Below are 14928 nucleotides of genomic sequence, written 5' to 3'. Positions count from 1 at the left end.
TCCGCGTGACAGGATGTCCTGCATGCTCACGATCGGCCAGCTCGCGGACTACGCCGGAGTGACCATCAAGGCCATCCGCCACTACCACGAGCGCGGTCTGCTCACCGAGCCCGGCCGCGACTCGTCCGGCTACCGGCGCTACACCGCCGAGCACGCCGTCAAGCTCGTGAAGATCAGGACGCTGGCGCACGCGGGGGTGCCGCTGGCCCGCATCAGGGGCCTCCTCGACGCCGACACGGCGACGTTCGCGGCGGCCGTCGCCGAGATCGATCACGACATCGAGGAACGCATCGCGCAGCTGGGACGAACCCGCGACCAACTCGTCCAGCTGCGCGGCGGCGATCGGCTCTTCGTCTCCCCCGAAGTCGCCGACTATCTCGACGACCTGCGCGAACTCGGCGTCAGCGAGCGCGCGATCCGCGTGGAACGCGACGGCTGGATCCTCATGCAGACGGCCTCGCCCGAGGACGCCTCCCTGTGGATCGCCGAGAAACGCGAGCTGATGGCCAATCCCGAGTTCTGTGCCCTCTATCTCGACTATGACGCCGCCTATGACTGGTCGCCGGACGATCCCCGCCTGCCCGACCTCGCGGACCGTACCCGGAACTGGTTCACCGATCACCCCGGCCGATCCGAGAACGGCCCCGTCCACAACCCGGCCATCGCCCGGTTGGCCGCGCAATCCCAGCCCGGAGCCTCATCCCCGGCGTGGGACCGCCTGGCTCAGCTCATGACGGGCTAGCCTCGATTGTGTGCTGCGCGGTCGGGAGTGTCTGATCTCCGGCGGATCTCATCTCGGCCTGACCGGCCGAGCGTGATGGCGCAGCAAGCCGAACGACCAGGACGATAGACCCCCAGAATCTCCGAAATCTCATCGGCACCCGATCGTCCCCGTCGGGGACGGCCTGTTCGGCCGGGACGCCGGGTGCTCCGACGGCGACGTCGGCTCGGTGCCGCCTGCGCCGCGGCCCGACGGCTCCTCTTCCAGCCGGCCTGGCGAGCGCCGGAGAGCGTCTCACGCTCGGCGGGGCTGAGCGGGCTGGACGGCACCGTGCCCGGACGGCCCGGATCGCGGTCGTCCACCAGTACGACCGCGATCCCGGGCGCGGTCTTCGGGAACGCAGGACCTCAACGAGCGCGCAGCCGGAGCGGACCCGGGGAAGAGCAGGCAAGCCAGGAGAGCCGGTCCGGTGGCCGCTCGTGTGCCGGTACGGCGCTCCGGCTCCACCTCGGTTCGATGAGGCGGGTTCGCCGCGATCAGCGAAGTCCGGTAAAGCGCCGAGCGGCCCGGGCCGGCCGCCTGCCACGCGTTCCTGACGGCCGGAGACACGCCGGTAGCGCCCTCGCCGCGGCGGCCGCGTACATCCGCGGGCTCGTCGCCGCCGGCATCCACGAGGGCCGGGCCGTTCGGCGCCCGTCCCGAGCCTGCCATGGAGCCTGACGCGCCGGACCGCAGCTCGGAGAACCCTCCGCCGGCCTGGGGCCGCGAGCTGTCGCTTCGCAGGGGCACCGAGAGGCATCCCGGCCAACCCTATGAGTCTTCCGGCGTACTCGACCCGCCCTCTCAAGCGTGCAGCCCGCAGGAGCCGGTTGACAACGCATAGGACGCTTGTCCTAATATCCCGGCTAGGACAAGCGTCCTAGGAAGATTCCATGAGAGGCCCGCAGCGAGGAGGTACGAGGCAGTGGGCGGTGCGACAACCCGAGCCCATATCGTCGAGGCAGCCGATCAGCTGTTCTACCGGCAAGGTTACGAGAACACGTCCTTCGCGGCGATCGCGGAGGCCGTTCACATCTCGCGGGGGAACTTCTACTACCACTTCAAGTCCAAGGACGACATCCTGGACGCGGTGATCGCCGTGCGGTTGGACGGTACACGGCGGATGCTCGAACAGTGGGAGGCCGAGGAGGCCGACCCCGCCGACCGCATCCGCAGGTTCGTCGAGATCGTGGTGACGAACCGCGCCGACATCCAGAGCTACGGCTGCCCGGTGGGCACCCTGACCACGGAGCTGGCCAAGCTCGGCCACCCCGCGCTGGGCGAAGCCAATGGCCTGTTCACGCTTTTTCGGGCATGGCTGCGCGAGCAGTTCACGCAGTTGGGGCACGAGACGGAGGCCGACGCGCTGGCGATGCACGTTCTGGCCTTCAGCCAGGGCGTCGCCACGCTGGCGCACGCCTTCGGGGACGAGGACTTCATCCGCCGCGAAGTGCAGCGGATGCATGACTGGCTGAGCCAGTACTCCGCGGGCGCCCGGCGCACCACACACGCCGCGTCCGAGGACACCGCGTCGGCGAACGCCTGACGCGACCGAGTTCAACGATCTGAGAGGGATCACATGTTCGTGGTGTTGCTGCGGTTCTCCGCCAACAGGGGTGCTGCCGAACAGCACATGTCCGGCCACCAGGAGTGGATCGAGCGCGGTGTCGACGACGGCGTGTTCCTGCTGGTCGGCGGCATCCAGCCCGGGCTGGGCGGCGCGATCGTGGCACACGACACGTCCCGGCCGGAACTGGAGGAGCGCGTGGCGGCCGACCCGTTCGTCGCAGAGGACATCGTCAGCGCGGAGATCGTCGAGATCACGCCATGGCTGGCCGACGACCGCCTGAAGTTCCTGCTCGCCTGAACCCGACGCGGCCGGGCCGCCGCATGCGCCCTGCCGGAACCGGCCTGACGCCACCTCGGCAGGTGGCCGGTTCCGGCAGGGCGACGACCGGAGGCGAACCGGACACCGGCGTCTGCGGGCCGGGCGCGGGACGCCGCCGGAGCCTGTGCTCGCCTGTTATGACGCAAGGACCGTGATGAGATGACCGTACCGATGCCCGACCCGGGCATGCCGCGCTGCTCGTGGAGCGGTGCCGCACCGGAGTTCCTGGCCTACCACGACACCGAATGGGGCTTCCCCGTCGGTGATGACCGTCGCCTGTTCGAGAAACTGTGCCTGGAAGGCTTCCAGTCCGGACTCAGCTGGCGCACCATCTTGGTCAAGCGGGAGAACTTCCGCGCGGCCTTCGACGGCTTCGACATCCCCAGCCTCGCCCGCTTCACCGAACACGATGTCGAGCGCCTGCTGCAGGACGCCGGCATCGTACGGCACCGCGGCAAGATCGAGGCGGTGATCGGCAATGCCCGCCGCGCCGAGGAACTGCTGGACCGGGAAGGATCGCTGGCCGCCTTCGTCTGGCGCTACGAGCCCGCTCCGGCGGACCTGCCCGAACCCCAGAGCGTGTCCACCTCCCCCGCATCGACCGCCCTGTCGAAAGACCTGAAACGCAAGGGGTGGAAGTTCGTCGGGCCCACGACGATGTTCGCGTTCATGCAGGCCATGGGCCTGATCAACGATCACGTCGAAGAATGCGTGATCCGCGCCGAGGCCGAGCGGCGGCGTGAGGCGTTCACCCGTCCCGGCCGGTGAGGCATCCACCGAGAACCACGACCAGAAAAGGTACGCCGTACATGACTCGCAAGCCGACCATCGCCATCGCCCACCACTCCGGCCATGGCCACACCGAGCGCCTGGCCGAGGCGGTCAGAGCCGGCGCCGTCGACGCCGGCGCAGACGTCACGACAGTGCGCGTCGACCACGTCACCGCCGAGCAGTGGCAGGCCCTCGACGCAGCCGACGCGATCATCTTCGGCTCGCCGACCTACATGGGCACCGCTTCCGGGGTCTTCCACGCCTTCGCCGAGGCGACCAGCGGGCGCTGGCAGGCCCAGGCCTGGAAGGACAAGCTCGGCGCGGGTTTCACCAACTCCGCGTGCAAAGCCGGAGACAAGCACTCCACCCTCGCCTACTTCGCCACTCTCGCCGCCCAGCACCAGATGACCTGGGTGAATCTGGGTCTGCCCCCGGGCTGGTACACCAGCGCCGGAAGCGAGAACGACCTCAACCGCCTCGGATACTTCAACGGCGCCGCTGCGACCACCCCGGCCGACCTGCCGACCGACGCGGTGCACAAGGCCGACCTCGCGACCGCCGAGCGCCTCGGTGCCCGGGTCGCCCATCACGCCGCCGTCGTCCTCGCCGGCCGCGCGGCCTTGGGTGTCTGATCGTCCGTCCGACCGACACCGCCTCGACCGGGACCCGGCCGGGACCCGATCGGACCGGACCGACGGCGGGTGCTCCCGCGTCCGCCGTACGGCGGCGGCCGCGGCTCAGTCCGTCACCGCTCGTCCGGCTCCCCGCTCCGCCCCTCCTCGACCGGTTCGGGCCCGAGGCCGAACGTCGTGTCCGCCAGCTCGTCGTCGGGCACCCGGCCCGTCGGCGGCTGGCCCGCCGTACCGCCGGGGCCGCCCCCGCCCGTGGTGCCGATCCCGCCCACGCCCGCGCGGCCTGCGATGTCGGCGTCCGCCTGCTCGGCGGAGCCCTGCCGGGTCGCCCGGACACCGGGCGTGCGGTCCTTGAAGCGAGGGTCGTCGGATGCGTCCGTCGCGAGTTCCTCGGCGAGTTCCTTGGCGCTTTTCTCCTGAGCCATACCGGCGCCCTACCCGGCGGCTCCGCCCCGTACCGCCGTTCCACCCTGGTTTGACCTGAGAAATCCGAAAGCTCTACCGCGGGAACCGCCCGCGCACGGAGGCCAGAGCAATGAGATCGCCGCCGGAAGAGAAAACTTCGTCGTTCCCGCCGCGTCCACCGTGCGCTCCACCGGCTCCCTGTGATCTTTTCGGCGGGTGACGCCGCCGGGAACCGGCCGGCGGGCGGCGCCGGGACACCGGTTTCAGGACGGATCGCGAGGCTCGCGGAGAGCACGGAGGGGGAGATCGCGCTGGCCGGTGGACCGGACACGCACGACGTCGACGAGGTGCTCCAGCAGGCGCTGTCCCGGTTGACGCTGCTCAGCGAGGTGACGGCGGCCTTGTCCAGCACGTTGTCCACCGACGAGGCGGTCCGCAGGCTCTGCCGGATCCTGGTGCCGCAACTGGCCGACTGGTGTGCGGTGGACCTGCTGGACGAGCACGAGCACCTGCAACGGGTGGCAGTGGCGCACCGGGACTCCGCGCAGGCGCCCACCGGCCGGTTCGAGGGTCCGCTGCCACCGGTCCGCGAGGACACGACCGGTCCGCTGGTCCAGGTGCTGCGCGGGGCCGGGCCGCTGCTGCTGACCTCCTTCCCGACCGCGCGGCAGGCCGGTGACCCGCTGCACGCCGTACAGGCGGAGCTCTTCCAGCGCATGGGTGCGAACAGCGCGATCATCGCCCCGCTGCGTGTCCGCCGGCAGGTACTCGGCGCGCTGACCGTCGTCCGGATCCGCCCCGAACGGCCGCTGACCGCCGACGACCAGTCCCTGGTCCAGGACCTGGCGCACCGCGTCGCCCTGGCCGTGGACAACGGCCGCCTCCACCAGGCGGTCCAGCACATCGCCGAACGGCTGCAGCGCTCGCTGCTGCCGGACCGGCTGCCCGAGGTCGGCAGGCTCCGTCTCGCCGCCCGCTACAGCCCGGCCCACGAGACCGCCGAGGTGGGCGGGGACTGGTACGACGCCTTCGTCGTCCCGGGAGGTGAGCTGGCTCTGATCATCGGAGACGTGGCGGGCCACGACCTGCCCGCCGCGGTGATCATGAGCCAGCTGCGCAACATGCTCCGCGCCCTGGCCTGCGACCGCCAGGAGCCGCCGGGAGAGATCCTGCGCCGCCTGGACGCCGCCAACGAGATCCTGTACGGCATGCACACCGCCACCTGCCTCTACGGCCTGGTCAAGGGGGGCGAGGACGGGCCGTGGGAGTTCCGCCATTCCAGTGCCGGCCACCTGCCGCCGCTGCTGGTGACCGGTGAGGGTGAGACCTGCTACCTGGAGGACGGCGCAGGGCTCCTGCTCGGCGTGGACCCGGGCGTCTCGCGGCGCAACGCCTTCGACGCGCTGCCTCCCGGATCCACCCTGCTGCTCTACACCGACGGACTGGTCGAACGTCCGGAGGAGCACCTGAGCCACGGCATGACCCGGCTGCGCCAGCACGCCGCCGCCCTTGCGCGCGAGCCCGTGGAGACCTTCTGCGACGGGATCCTCTCCGCCCTGGGCACCTCGAACGACGACATCGCGCTCACCGCCCTGCGGATCCCGCCCGCCGGGCCCTGACGGCCGTCAGGGCCCGGCGGGCGGCCCCCGACGTCTCAGTCGCGGCAGCGGGCCGCAGAGTACAGATGGCTGTCGGGGAACTCCGAGGCGGTCAGGACCCGGCCGACGACGATCACCGCGGTGCGCAGTACGCCCGCGGCCCGGACCTGTTCCGCGATGTCGGCGAGGGTTCCGCGCAGGACGACCTCGTCGGCCCGGCTGGCCCTGGCCACCACCGCCACCGGGCAGTCGGCGCCGTAGTTGGGGACCAGGTCTCGGGCGACCTCCTCGATGCGCTGCACCGCCAGGTGGAGCACCATCGTCGCCCGGCTCCTGCCGAGCGTGTCCAGGTCCTCGCCCTCGGGCATGGGAGTGGCCCGCGCCGAGGTCCGGGTCAGCGTGATCGTCTGGCCCACGCCGGGCACGGTCAGCTCCCGTTTCAGCGTCGCCGCGGCGGCGGCGAAGGCCGGCACGCCGGGGATCACCTCGTAGGGCACCGCAGCCGCGTCGAGCCTGCGCATCTGCTCGGCCATGGCGCTGAACACCGACGGGTCGCCGGAGTGCAGCCGGGCCACGTCCTGCCCGGACCCGTGGGCGGCGAGCATCTCCGCCACGATCTCCTCCAGCGTCATCCGCGCGGTGTCCACCAGCCGGGCGCCGGGCGGGCAGCTCTCCAGCAGCTCGGCGGGGACCAGCGACCCGGCGTAGAGGCAGACCGGCGAGGCGGCGATCGCCCGCTGCCCCCGCACGGTGATCAGGTCGGCCGCACCGGGTCCCGCTCCGATGAAACGGACCGTCATCGTTCGTCCTCCGGCTTGACCGCGGTCCAGATCGTCACGGGCATCAGGGGCTTCCACCCGGTGAAACCGCCCACCGGGGCGGCCCTGCTGACCGCCAGCCGCACCAGGTCCCCGCCCAGCTCGCCGTACCAGGAGGCCAGGACGGCCTCGGACTCGACGGTGACCGCGTTGGCCACCAGGCGCCCGCCGGGCCGCAGCGCCGCCCAGCACGCCTCCACCACACCGGGCACGGTCACCCCGCCGCCGACGAAGACGGCGTCGGGCGGTTCGAGCCCGGCCAGCGCGGCGGGGGCGGAGCCGTTCACCACGTTCAGCCCGGGGACGCCGAGCCCGGCCGCGTTCCTGGCGGCCCGGGCGGCGCGCTCGGGGTCGCGCTCCACGGCCACCGCCCGGTTGGCCCGGTGGCCGCGCATCCACTCGATCGCGACGCTGCCCGCCCCGGCGCCGACGTCCCAGAGCAGCTCACCGGGGACGGGCGCCAGCCGGGAGAGGGTCACCGCGCGCACCTCGGCCTTGGTGAGCTGGCCGTCGTGCTCGAACGCCCCGTCCGGCAGGCCGGGCACGCACGGCAGCGGCACCGCCCCGGGCTCCGCGCGGCACTCCACGGCGACGATGTTCAGGTCCTGGGCCGCCGGCAGGGCCCAGCGGGCCGCCGTGCCGGAGACCACCCGTTCCTCCGGGCCGCCGAGCCGCTCCAGGACGGCCATCGGGCTGGGGCCGTACCCTCGCGCGGTGAGCAGGGCCGCGACCTGTGCGGCGGAGCGCCCGTCGGCGCTGAGGACCAGGATCCGGCGGCCCTCGTGCACGGCGGTGTGCAGCGACTCGACCGGTCCCGTCACCAGGCTGACGACCTCGACCTGATCGGCGGCCCAGCCGAGGCGGGCGCAGGCCAGCGAGACGGAGGAGGGATACGGCAGCACCCGGACCCGTTCCGGGCCCAGCAGGCGGACCATCGTCGTGCCGATGCCGTGGAACATGGGGTCGCCGCTGGCGAGCACGCACACCCGGCGGCCCTGGTGGGCGGCCATCAGGGCGGGCAGGGCGGGCAGCAGGGGCGAGGGCCACACCACCCGCTCGGCGGTGGGCTCGGGGACCAGGGCGAGCTGGCGCGCGCTGCCCATGAGGACCTCGGCGGCGTGCAGCTCCCGGCGGGCGGCCTGCGACAGGCCGGCCCAGCCGTCGGCGCCGATGCCGACGACCGTGACGGTGCCCGCAGCGGGTACGGCGAGGGCCCGGGAGCCGGCCACGGGCCCGGTGACGGCCTCAGACATTGCCCATCACCCGGGTGACCCGGATCTCGATCACGACGCGGGACGGGTTCTCCCTGGGCGGCTTGTAGCGCTCGGCGTAGCGGCGCTCGGCGTCGGCGACCGATCCGGAGTCCGCGCGGACCACCGCGCGTCCCTCCAGCGTCGACCAGCGCCGCCCGTCCACCTGGCAGACTGCGACCACCGCCCCCTCGGCTCCGGCGGCCAGGACGTTGCGGACCTTCCGGGAGTCCTTCGAGGAGATCACCCGGGCCGTCGCGGTCTCCGGGTCCAGAGTGACCCCCACCGGGACGACGTGCGGGGTGCCGTCGGCCCGCACGGTGGTCAGCGTGCACAGATGACGCTCCCGCCAGAAGGCGCGGAACCCGCCTCCGAGATCGTTCAACACCGGCCCTTCCCGTTGTCACGGTTCAGGGCGACATGTTAGCCGTCGTACCGATCTCCCGTTTCCCCGCCGAGCACGTCGGCTCCGGGGCGCCCGCCTCCGCGGGAGACCGCGGAGGCGGGCCCGCGCGGTTCAGCTCCCCGGATTGAAGATCATCTTGTCGGGGGCGATCCGGACCGTGATGCGCTGCTCGCCCGGCTGACGGTAGGGATAGGTCTCCACGCCCAGATATTTCTTGGCCAGGCCGTCGATGACCTCGTCGGCGCCCTCCAGCTCCAGCCGGGCGGTTCCGGAGACGCTCACCAGGTGGAAGGCGTCCTTCGGGTCCAGGACGCTCACCGAGACCTGGGGGTTGGCGCGCAGGTGCCGCTCCTTGGCCCGGCCGACGGCCGTGTTGAACACGACGTCGTCGCCGTCGACGTCCACCCAGACCACGGTGCTGTGCAGCGAGCCGTCGGGGCGCAGGGTGGTCGCCCAGCCGTGCACCGGCTGCCGGAGCAGTTCCTTGGCTTCCTCGGTCAGCTGTCCCACGGGAACCTCCACGATTTCAGTGTCATGCGTGCGCGACGATCGAACCTCGCGGGACGGTGACCCGTTCCGCTCCGCCACGCGTTCCGGATACCCGCATTCCCCTTTTCCACCCCTCCGTTTACGCGAGCCGTCCGGCGCACGCCGTACGGCTCGCCCGAGCGGCAGTCGCACGCCCGTCCTCATACGCGGCCTCCTCCTGGGTAGAGGGGGGCGGTGACAGAGCTTCGCCAGAGCGATCCCGCCGAACCCGGCATCCGCCGCCGCCGCAGGGGCCGGGGCTTCAGCTACCACCATCCGGACGGACGGCAGGTCCGCGACCGGCGTACCCTCGCGCGGATCAGGGCACTGGCGCTCCCCCCGGCCTGGACCGACGTCTGGATCTGCCGCACGCACGACGGGCACATCCAGGCCGTCGGCACCGACTCGGCCGGGCGGCGGCAGTACCGGTACCACGACATCTGGCGCACGGAGCAGGACCGGATCAAGTTCGACCGGGTGCTGGAGATGGCCGAGCGGCTGCCGGCGTTCCGCGAGCGTGTCGCCGGGCACCTGGAGGGGACGGAGCTCTCCCGCGAGCGGGTGCTCGCCGCAGCGGCCCGGATGCTCGACATCGGCTTCTTCCGGGTGGGCGGCGAATCCTACGACTCGTTCGGGCTGGCCACCCTCCGGATGGAGCACGTCACCTGTACGGCGGGCCGCGTCGTCTGCTCCTACCTCGCCAAGGGCGGCAAGCCGCGCGAGGTGACGATCGCCGACCCGGACGTGTGCGCGGTGGTCTCCTCCCTGCGCGCGAGCGGGGAGGAGGGGGAACTGCTGCGCTACGAGAACGGCTCCGGGTGGACGGACGTGCGCAGCTCCGACATCAACGCCTACCTGCGCGAGACGTTCGGGTGCGAGGTGTCGGCGAAGGACTTCCGCACCTGGCACGCGACTGTGCTGGCCGCGGTGGGCCTGGCGGTATCCTCCCCGGTCCGGTCGAGGACCGGCAGGCGGCGGGCGGTGTCCAGGGTGATGCAGGAGGTGGCCGGCTATCTGGGGAACACCCCGGCCGTGGCCCGCGCCTCCTACGTGGACCCCCGCGTCGTCGAGGCCTACGAAAGGGGGCGGACCATCGACCGCGCGCTCACCGCGCTCGGCGCCGAGGCCGATTCCGGGCAGCTGGCCACGCGGGGCGGCGTGGAGCGGGCAGTCATCTCGCTGCTGCGCCGGTCGCGATCCGCCGCCTTCACCAACCGCCGATCATGATTTCCCCGCCCCGATTTTGCCGACTTTTCTCCCCCCAAATCGTATGAAGCCGACAGGCAGGGGCATCCGAATGAGCAGTTGGGCCGACGGTAGTCGGGTTTCTCCCGGACTCATTGGATTCGCCATGCCTTCTCACACTGATATTTCTTTCATCACTCACTGGTCCCGCCAGGCCGCCTGTCTCAGCGAGGATCCGGAGCTGTTCTTCCCCATCTCGCCGCAGGGGCCGGGCCAGATGCAGCACGAGCACGCCAAGGCCGTCTGCCGCCGCTGCCCGGTGCGCGCGCAGTGCCTGGACTACGCGATCAACACCCACCAGGCACACGGGGTGTGGGGCGGAACCAGCCCCGACGAGCGGGCCGCCACCGCCCTGTCCAGAGCCGGGCAGAGAACCGGCACGTGACACCCGTGCCCCGGCGCATCCCGGATCCGGTCACGGACCCACGGGACGGCCGTTACCCGTCGACCCAGGCGAGGGTGCGCTGCACGGCTTTCTTCCAGTTCCGGTACTCCCGTTCCCGGACCGCCTGGCCGATCTGCGGCCGCCACTCGGCGGCCTTGTGCCAGTTGCCGCGCAGACCGGCGATGTCCGGCCAGTAACCGACCGCCAGCCCCGCCGCGTACGCCGCCCCCAGACAGGTGGTCTCGGCGACCATCGGCCGCACCACCGGGACCGCGAGCACATCGGCCAGGGTCTGCATGAGCAGGTTGTCGGCCGTCATACCGCCATCGGCCCTGAGCACCGTCAGCGGCAACCCGCAATCGGCGTTCATCGCGTCCACGACCTCGCGGGTCTGGAAAGCCGTGGCCTCCAGCGCCGCCCGGGCGATGTGGCCCTTGGTGATGTAACCGGTCAACCCGGCGATCACACCCCGCGCGTCGCTGCGCCAATAGGGGGCGAACAGGCCGGAGAAGGCGGGGACGAAGTAGCAGCCGCCGTTGTCGTGCACGGTTTTGGCCAGCGTCTCGATCTCCGCGGCGCTGGAGATCAGGCCGAGGTTGTCGCGCAGCCACTGCACCAGCGAGCCGGTCACCGCGATCGCGCCCTCCAGCGCGTAGGCGGCCGGGGCCTCACCGATCTGGTAGGCGACGGTGGTGAGCAGGCCGTGGTGGGAGGCGACCGGCTCGGCGCCGGTGTTCATCAGCAGGAAGCTGCCCGAGCCGTAGGTGGACTTGGTCTCCCCGGGGGAGAAACAGGTCTGGCCGAACAGCGCCGCCTGCTGGTCACCCAACGCCGCAGACACCGGGATCTCACCGAAGTATCCGTACACCTCGGAGGAGGGACGGATCTCCGGGAGCATCGCCCGCGGCACGCCGACGGCCTCGAGCAGCTCCTCGTCCCACCGCAGGCTGCGCAGGTCCATCAGGAGCGTACGGCTGGCGTTGGTCACATCGGTGACGTGGCGGCCGGTGAGGTTCCAGATCAGCCAGCTGTCCATGGTCCCGAACAAGACGTCGCCGCGCTCGGCGCGCTCGCGCAGGCCCGGCGTCTCATCCAGCAGCCAGCGGATCTTCGGCCCGGAGAAGTAGGTGGCCGGCGGCAGGCCCGCACGCCCGCGAAACAGCGGCTCGTGACCGGCCAGGTCGCGCACCAGCGCGTCGGTCCTGGTGTCCTGCCAGACGACCGCGTTGCAGACGGGCCGGCCGGTGCGCCTGTCCCACAGGACGGTCGTCTCCCGCTGGTTGGCGACGCCCAGCGCGGCGATCCGGCCGGCGTCGAGGTCACAGCGGGCCAGGGCGTCGTCGAACACGCCCCGCACCGCGGCCCAGATCTCCTCGGCGTCGTGCTCCACCCAGCCCGGCCGGGGGAAGATCTGCCGGTGCTCGCGCTGGGCGACGGAGACGATCCGGCCGTCCCGGTCGAACACCATGCACCGGCTTGACGTGGTGCCCTGGTCGATGGCGGCGACATACTGCGACACGGACCCCTCGCATGGTGGCTTGAATGTTCGGCATTACCGAACAGCACGGAAATGCTATGGAATTATCGCCCCGTGTCAACCGCCACGCGAGCGTCCGCTCCGAGGCGGCGGAATCCGGGCGGGGACTATCTGTCCAGGTCATGAGTGATCGCTCTGGCCGCGTCCCGCACGTAGGACAGCAGGTCCATGCGAGGCTCGCCGTCCAGGACCAGCCGTTCGACGGCCCCGCGGATGCCGATCGCGCCGACGGTGACGCCCTGCCCGCCCCGGATCGGGGCCGCCATCGAGACCTCGCCCTCCACGAACTCCTCGAGGTCGGCCGCCCATCCGCGCCGCCGCACCCGTTCGAGGTCCTCCTCCAGGTCGCCCGCGGTGACGAGCGTGCGCCCGGTGAGCCGTTCGAGCGGGTCGGGGACGGGGACTCCGTACGGGTCGAAGGCGAGCAGGGCCTTGCCCAGGGCGGTGGCGTGCACCGGCAGGAGAGCGCCCACCTGCAGCGCCTGCATGCTGTCGTCGGGCCGGAAGACGTGGTGGACGACCAGGACCTGCCCCTCGTGCAGGGTGCCGATCCACACGCTCTCCCCGCTCCGTCCGGCCAGCGCGTCGGCCCAGTTGAGCGAGCGGGTGCGCAGCTCGTTGACGTCGAGGTAGCTGCTGCCCAGGTGCAGAAGCGTGCCGCCGAGACGGTATTTGCCGGTCTTGCCGTCCTGCTCGACGAAACCGACGTGGACCAGCGTGCGCAGGATGCCGTGGAGCGTGCCCTTGGGCAGCCCCATCGCCCGCGCGAGCTCCACCACGCCGAGCTGCCGGCGCCCCGCGGCGAGCAGTCGCAGGATCGCCGCCGCGCGCTCGACCGACTGAATCGTCTCCGCCACGATCTACATCGTAGTGCAGTTCGGCTTTGCCGAACGATTCACCGACCGTCGGATCACATCTCGATCCAGGTGGCCCGAGCGGCTCCGACCAGCCTGCCGTCCACCTCGTACACCGCCGAACTCGCGAAGAGCTTACGCCGCTCCCGTCCCTCCTTGCGGGCGACGACCACGTAGGTCCTGCCGGGGACGGCCTGCCGGTACGTCCGGGCGGTGAGCCTGCCCAGCATGGCCGCCTCTCCCGGTTCGAGGTGCGCCCAGCCCGAGGGACAGTCGAGCGCTCCCCACACGTGGGTCAGCGGCAGGGTCGCCGACCACTCGGCCAGCCCCGGATGGGCGAACCAGGAGGCGGCCACGGTGTCCGGGCCGGAGGCCCCCGGGCGGATCCGCAGCCCGTCTCCGGGCTCCCGGTGACCGCAGACGAAGCAGCCGGGGAACGGATGCTCGACGGCTCCCACGAAGTTCCGTTCCGCCTTCGTGGCTTGATAGAGCGAGACGAACGGCGGCGCCACCGGGTCCTCGTCCACCGGCCGGGCCTCGGCCAGCCGCTCCGTCCCGTGGAAGAGCCCGACCCGGCCGCCCTCGCGCTCGATCCGCAGACCGGTGCCGGGCGGCGCCGGGGCCAGCAGCGTCACCTCGACGGCCCTCCCGGCCTGCAGGTAGCTCGCCATCAGGCCCGAGACCCATCCCCCGTTCACCACGCCCGCCGGACCGCGGTACCGGTCCGGCACGCTGAACTCCTGCATGAGGGCCTTCATCGCCTTCCCCTCCATTCTCACCGAATGGTGATCAGGGTGGCCTCGCGTGCTTTCATCCGGCTGTCACGCCGCTGTCGCACCGGCGCCGCCGGGCCGCGCGGTCTCCTTCCAGCCTCGCACCCGGCCGGAGACGGACCGAACAGGGGCGGCCGTTGCGGAATCCGTGCCCCAAACGTTCACCTCCATGTGATGACGAGCCCTGCTCACAGCGGGCATACTCCTCCACGTGCAGCGCCGTTACGCCTTCCTCGATCATCCGGGCCCGCTCGCCTTCGCCCACCGGGGCGGGGCCTCCGAGGGCAGAGAGAACACCCACGCGGCCTTCGCGCGCGCGGTGGAGCTCGGTTACACCTACCTGGAGACCGACGCCCACGCCACCGCCGACGGCGTGCTGCTGGCCTTCCACGACCACACGCTGGACCGGGTGACCGACCGGAGCGGCCGGATCGCCGCGCTGCCGTACCGGACGGTGCGCCAGGCACGCATCGGCGGGGTGGACGAGATCCCGCTCATGGAGGACCTGATCGGTTCCTGGCCGCAGGCGCGCTTCAACATCGACGTCAAGGAGGCCGAGGCCATCGCGCCGCTGGCCGAGGTGGTCAGGCGGACCAACGCCTACGACCGGATCTGCCTGACCTCCTTCTCCGACGAGCGGCTGGAGCGGGCCCGCGCCGCCATGGGCCGCGACGTGTGCTCCTCGCTCGGCCCGCGTGGCGTCGCCGCCCTGCGCGCGGCCGCCGCCACCTCCGCCTACGGCCGCCTGCTCACCCGCCTGGCCCGCGCCGGGGTGCCGTGCGCGCAGGTGCCGGTCGGCTTCCGCGGCCTGCGGGTCACGACCCCGGCCCTGATCCGTACGGCGCACGCCCTCGGCATGCAGATCCACGTGTGGACCGTCAACGACACCCGGCAGATGGAGCGCCTGCTCGACATGGGCGTCGACGGCGTGATGACCGACAACATCTCCGGCCTGCGCGCCGTGCTCACGTCGCGCGGTCAGTGGCATCCGGGACGGCTCGCCGCCTGACACCGCGGCGCGGGCCGCATCGGCCGCGACGCCCCCCGGCGCTCCCCACCCGGTCGCGCCGCCCCCCGA

Annotated in this window: 17 protein-coding genes; 9 read left to right on the top strand and 8 right to left on the bottom strand. The window is 71.9% G+C overall.

Translation table 11 applies throughout. The annotated features are described in order from the left end of the window. The first annotated feature begins 22 nt into the window (after positions 1–22). The 5 genes from HS041_RS35995 to HS041_RS35975 all read left to right on the top strand — a co-directional run bounded on the left by HS041_RS35995 (position 23) and on the right by HS041_RS35975 (position 4051). Positions 23–742 carry a MerR family transcriptional regulator gene (locus tag HS041_RS35995; protein WP_196445353.1) on the top strand — a complete coding sequence of 240 codons (720 nt, stop codon included), beginning with the start codon at positions 23–25 and terminating at the stop codon, positions 740–742. Between the two features lie 943 nt (positions 743–1685). Then, entirely contained in the window at positions 1686–2306 is a 621-nt protein-coding gene (locus tag HS041_RS35990; RefSeq protein ID WP_196445352.1) for a TetR/AcrR family transcriptional regulator, read from the top strand. Positions 2307–2339: 33 nt separating this feature from the next. Then, positions 2340–2627: a YciI family protein gene (locus HS041_RS35985; RefSeq protein WP_196445351.1), complete on the top strand. Its 288-nt coding sequence runs from the start codon at positions 2340–2342 to the stop codon at positions 2625–2627. 180 nt (positions 2628–2807) lie between these two features. After that, the gene (locus HS041_RS35980) at positions 2808–3416 is read left to right on the top strand and encodes a DNA-3-methyladenine glycosylase I (RefSeq protein WP_196445350.1); all 609 of its coding nucleotides are present in this window, start codon (positions 2808–2810) and stop codon (positions 3414–3416) included. A 41-nt stretch (positions 3417–3457) separates the two neighbouring features. Next, on the top strand, positions 3458–4051 hold the full coding sequence (locus tag HS041_RS35975; RefSeq protein ID WP_196445349.1) for a flavodoxin family protein: 594 nt from the start codon (positions 3458–3460) through the stop codon (positions 4049–4051). 113 nt (positions 4052–4164) lie between these two features. Here HS041_RS35975 and HS041_RS35970 read toward each other — a convergent pair whose 3' ends face one another. Further along, complete coding sequence (locus HS041_RS35970) at positions 4165–4476, bottom strand: hypothetical protein (protein WP_196445348.1); 312 nt, start codon at positions 4474–4476, stop codon at positions 4165–4167. A 180-nt stretch (positions 4477–4656) separates the two neighbouring features. Between HS041_RS35970 and HS041_RS35965 the strand changes: the two genes are divergently transcribed. Next, positions 4657–6075, top strand: coding sequence for a PP2C family protein-serine/threonine phosphatase (locus HS041_RS35965; RefSeq protein ID WP_196445347.1), 1419 nt, complete (start codon positions 4657–4659; stop codon positions 6073–6075). A 35-nt stretch (positions 6076–6110) separates the two neighbouring features. Here the strand turns inward: HS041_RS35965 and cobM are convergent, their stop codons facing one another. The 4 genes from cobM to HS041_RS35945 form a co-directional block, all read right to left on the bottom strand. After that, positions 6111–6854: a precorrin-4 C(11)-methyltransferase gene (gene cobM, locus HS041_RS35960; RefSeq protein WP_196445346.1), complete on the bottom strand. Its 744-nt coding sequence runs from the start codon at positions 6852–6854 to the stop codon at positions 6111–6113. Next, positions 6851–8125 carry a precorrin-6y C5,15-methyltransferase (decarboxylating) subunit CbiE gene (cbiE, locus tag HS041_RS35955; protein WP_196445345.1) on the bottom strand — a complete coding sequence of 425 codons (1275 nt, stop codon included), beginning with the start codon at positions 8123–8125 and terminating at the stop codon, positions 6851–6853. Before cbiE ends, cobM begins: the two co-directional genes overlap by 4 nt. After that, positions 8118–8507: a TIGR03618 family F420-dependent PPOX class oxidoreductase gene (locus HS041_RS35950; protein WP_230880259.1), complete on the bottom strand. Its 390-nt coding sequence runs from the start codon at positions 8505–8507 to the stop codon at positions 8118–8120. The genes cbiE and HS041_RS35950 overlap by 8 nt, the downstream gene beginning before the upstream one ends. Before the next feature lie 132 nt (positions 8508–8639). Further along, on the bottom strand, positions 8640–9038 hold the full coding sequence (locus HS041_RS35945; protein ID WP_196445343.1) for a TIGR03618 family F420-dependent PPOX class oxidoreductase: 399 nt from the start codon (positions 9036–9038) through the stop codon (positions 8640–8642). A gap of 213 nt (positions 9039–9251) precedes the next feature. On the opposite strand from HS041_RS35945, the gene HS041_RS35940 reads away from it, so the two are divergent. Both HS041_RS35940 and HS041_RS35935 read left to right on the top strand, forming a co-directional pair. Further along, a complete protein-coding gene (locus tag HS041_RS35940) occupies positions 9252–10283 on the top strand; it encodes a DNA topoisomerase IB (RefSeq protein ID WP_196445342.1) in 1032 nt (343 codons plus the stop codon). Positions 10284–10407: 124 nt separating this feature from the next. Continuing rightward, positions 10408–10686 carry a WhiB family transcriptional regulator gene (locus tag HS041_RS35935; RefSeq protein WP_196445341.1) on the top strand — a complete coding sequence of 93 codons (279 nt, stop codon included), beginning with the start codon at positions 10408–10410 and terminating at the stop codon, positions 10684–10686. A gap of 52 nt (positions 10687–10738) precedes the next feature. Here the strand turns inward: HS041_RS35935 and glpK are convergent, their stop codons facing one another. From glpK to HS041_RS35920, 3 genes are all read right to left on the bottom strand, one after another. Next, on the bottom strand, positions 10739–12205 hold the full coding sequence (gene glpK / locus HS041_RS35930; protein ID WP_196445340.1) for a glycerol kinase GlpK: 1467 nt from the start codon (positions 12203–12205) through the stop codon (positions 10739–10741). Between the two features lie 125 nt (positions 12206–12330). Next, positions 12331–13080, bottom strand: a complete 750-nt coding sequence (locus HS041_RS35925) for an IclR family transcriptional regulator (protein ID WP_196445339.1) — start codon at positions 13078–13080, stop codon at positions 12331–12333. A gap of 53 nt (positions 13081–13133) precedes the next feature. Continuing rightward, complete coding sequence (locus HS041_RS35920) at positions 13134–13835, bottom strand: hotdog family protein (RefSeq protein WP_196445338.1); 702 nt, start codon at positions 13833–13835, stop codon at positions 13134–13136. A gap of 226 nt (positions 13836–14061) precedes the next feature. On the opposite strand from HS041_RS35920, the gene HS041_RS35915 reads away from it, so the two are divergent. Next, positions 14062–14859, top strand: coding sequence for a glycerophosphodiester phosphodiesterase family protein (locus tag HS041_RS35915; protein ID WP_196445337.1), 798 nt, complete (start codon positions 14062–14064; stop codon positions 14857–14859). Positions 14860–14928 lie beyond the last annotated feature (69 nt).

Source organism: Planomonospora sp. ID67723 (genome assembly GCF_015711605.1).
In the GTDB taxonomy this organism is placed as follows: domain Bacteria; phylum Actinomycetota; class Actinomycetes; order Streptosporangiales; family Streptosporangiaceae; genus Planomonospora_A.
Note: the sequence above shows the minus strand (reverse complement) of the source record. Positions and strands in the feature narration are given on the sequence as shown.

Coding starts and splice junctions, on each gene's coding strand:
- HS041_RS35920 (WP_196445338.1), bottom strand. CDS start 13,835: ATGAAGGCCCTCATGCAGGAGTTCAGCGTGCCGGACCGGTACCGCGGT.
- HS041_RS35995 (WP_196445353.1), top strand. CDS start 23: ATGCTCACGATCGGCCAGCTCGCGGACTACGCCGGAGTGACCATCAAG.
- cbiE (WP_196445345.1), bottom strand. CDS start 8,125: ATGTCTGAGGCCGTCACCGGGCCCGTGGCCGGCTCCCGGGCCCTCGCC.
- HS041_RS35970 (WP_196445348.1), bottom strand. CDS start 4,476: ATGGCTCAGGAGAAAAGCGCCAAGGAACTCGCCGAGGAACTCGCGACG.
- HS041_RS35980 (WP_196445350.1), top strand. CDS start 2,808: ATGACCGTACCGATGCCCGACCCGGGCATGCCGCGCTGCTCGTGGAGC.
- HS041_RS35975 (WP_196445349.1), top strand. CDS start 3,458: ATGACTCGCAAGCCGACCATCGCCATCGCCCACCACTCCGGCCATGGC.
- HS041_RS35985 (WP_196445351.1), top strand. CDS start 2,340: ATGTTCGTGGTGTTGCTGCGGTTCTCCGCCAACAGGGGTGCTGCCGAA.
- HS041_RS35935 (WP_196445341.1), top strand. CDS start 10,408: ATGCCTTCTCACACTGATATTTCTTTCATCACTCACTGGTCCCGCCAG.
- cobM (WP_196445346.1), bottom strand. CDS start 6,854: ATGACGGTCCGTTTCATCGGAGCGGGACCCGGTGCGGCCGACCTGATC.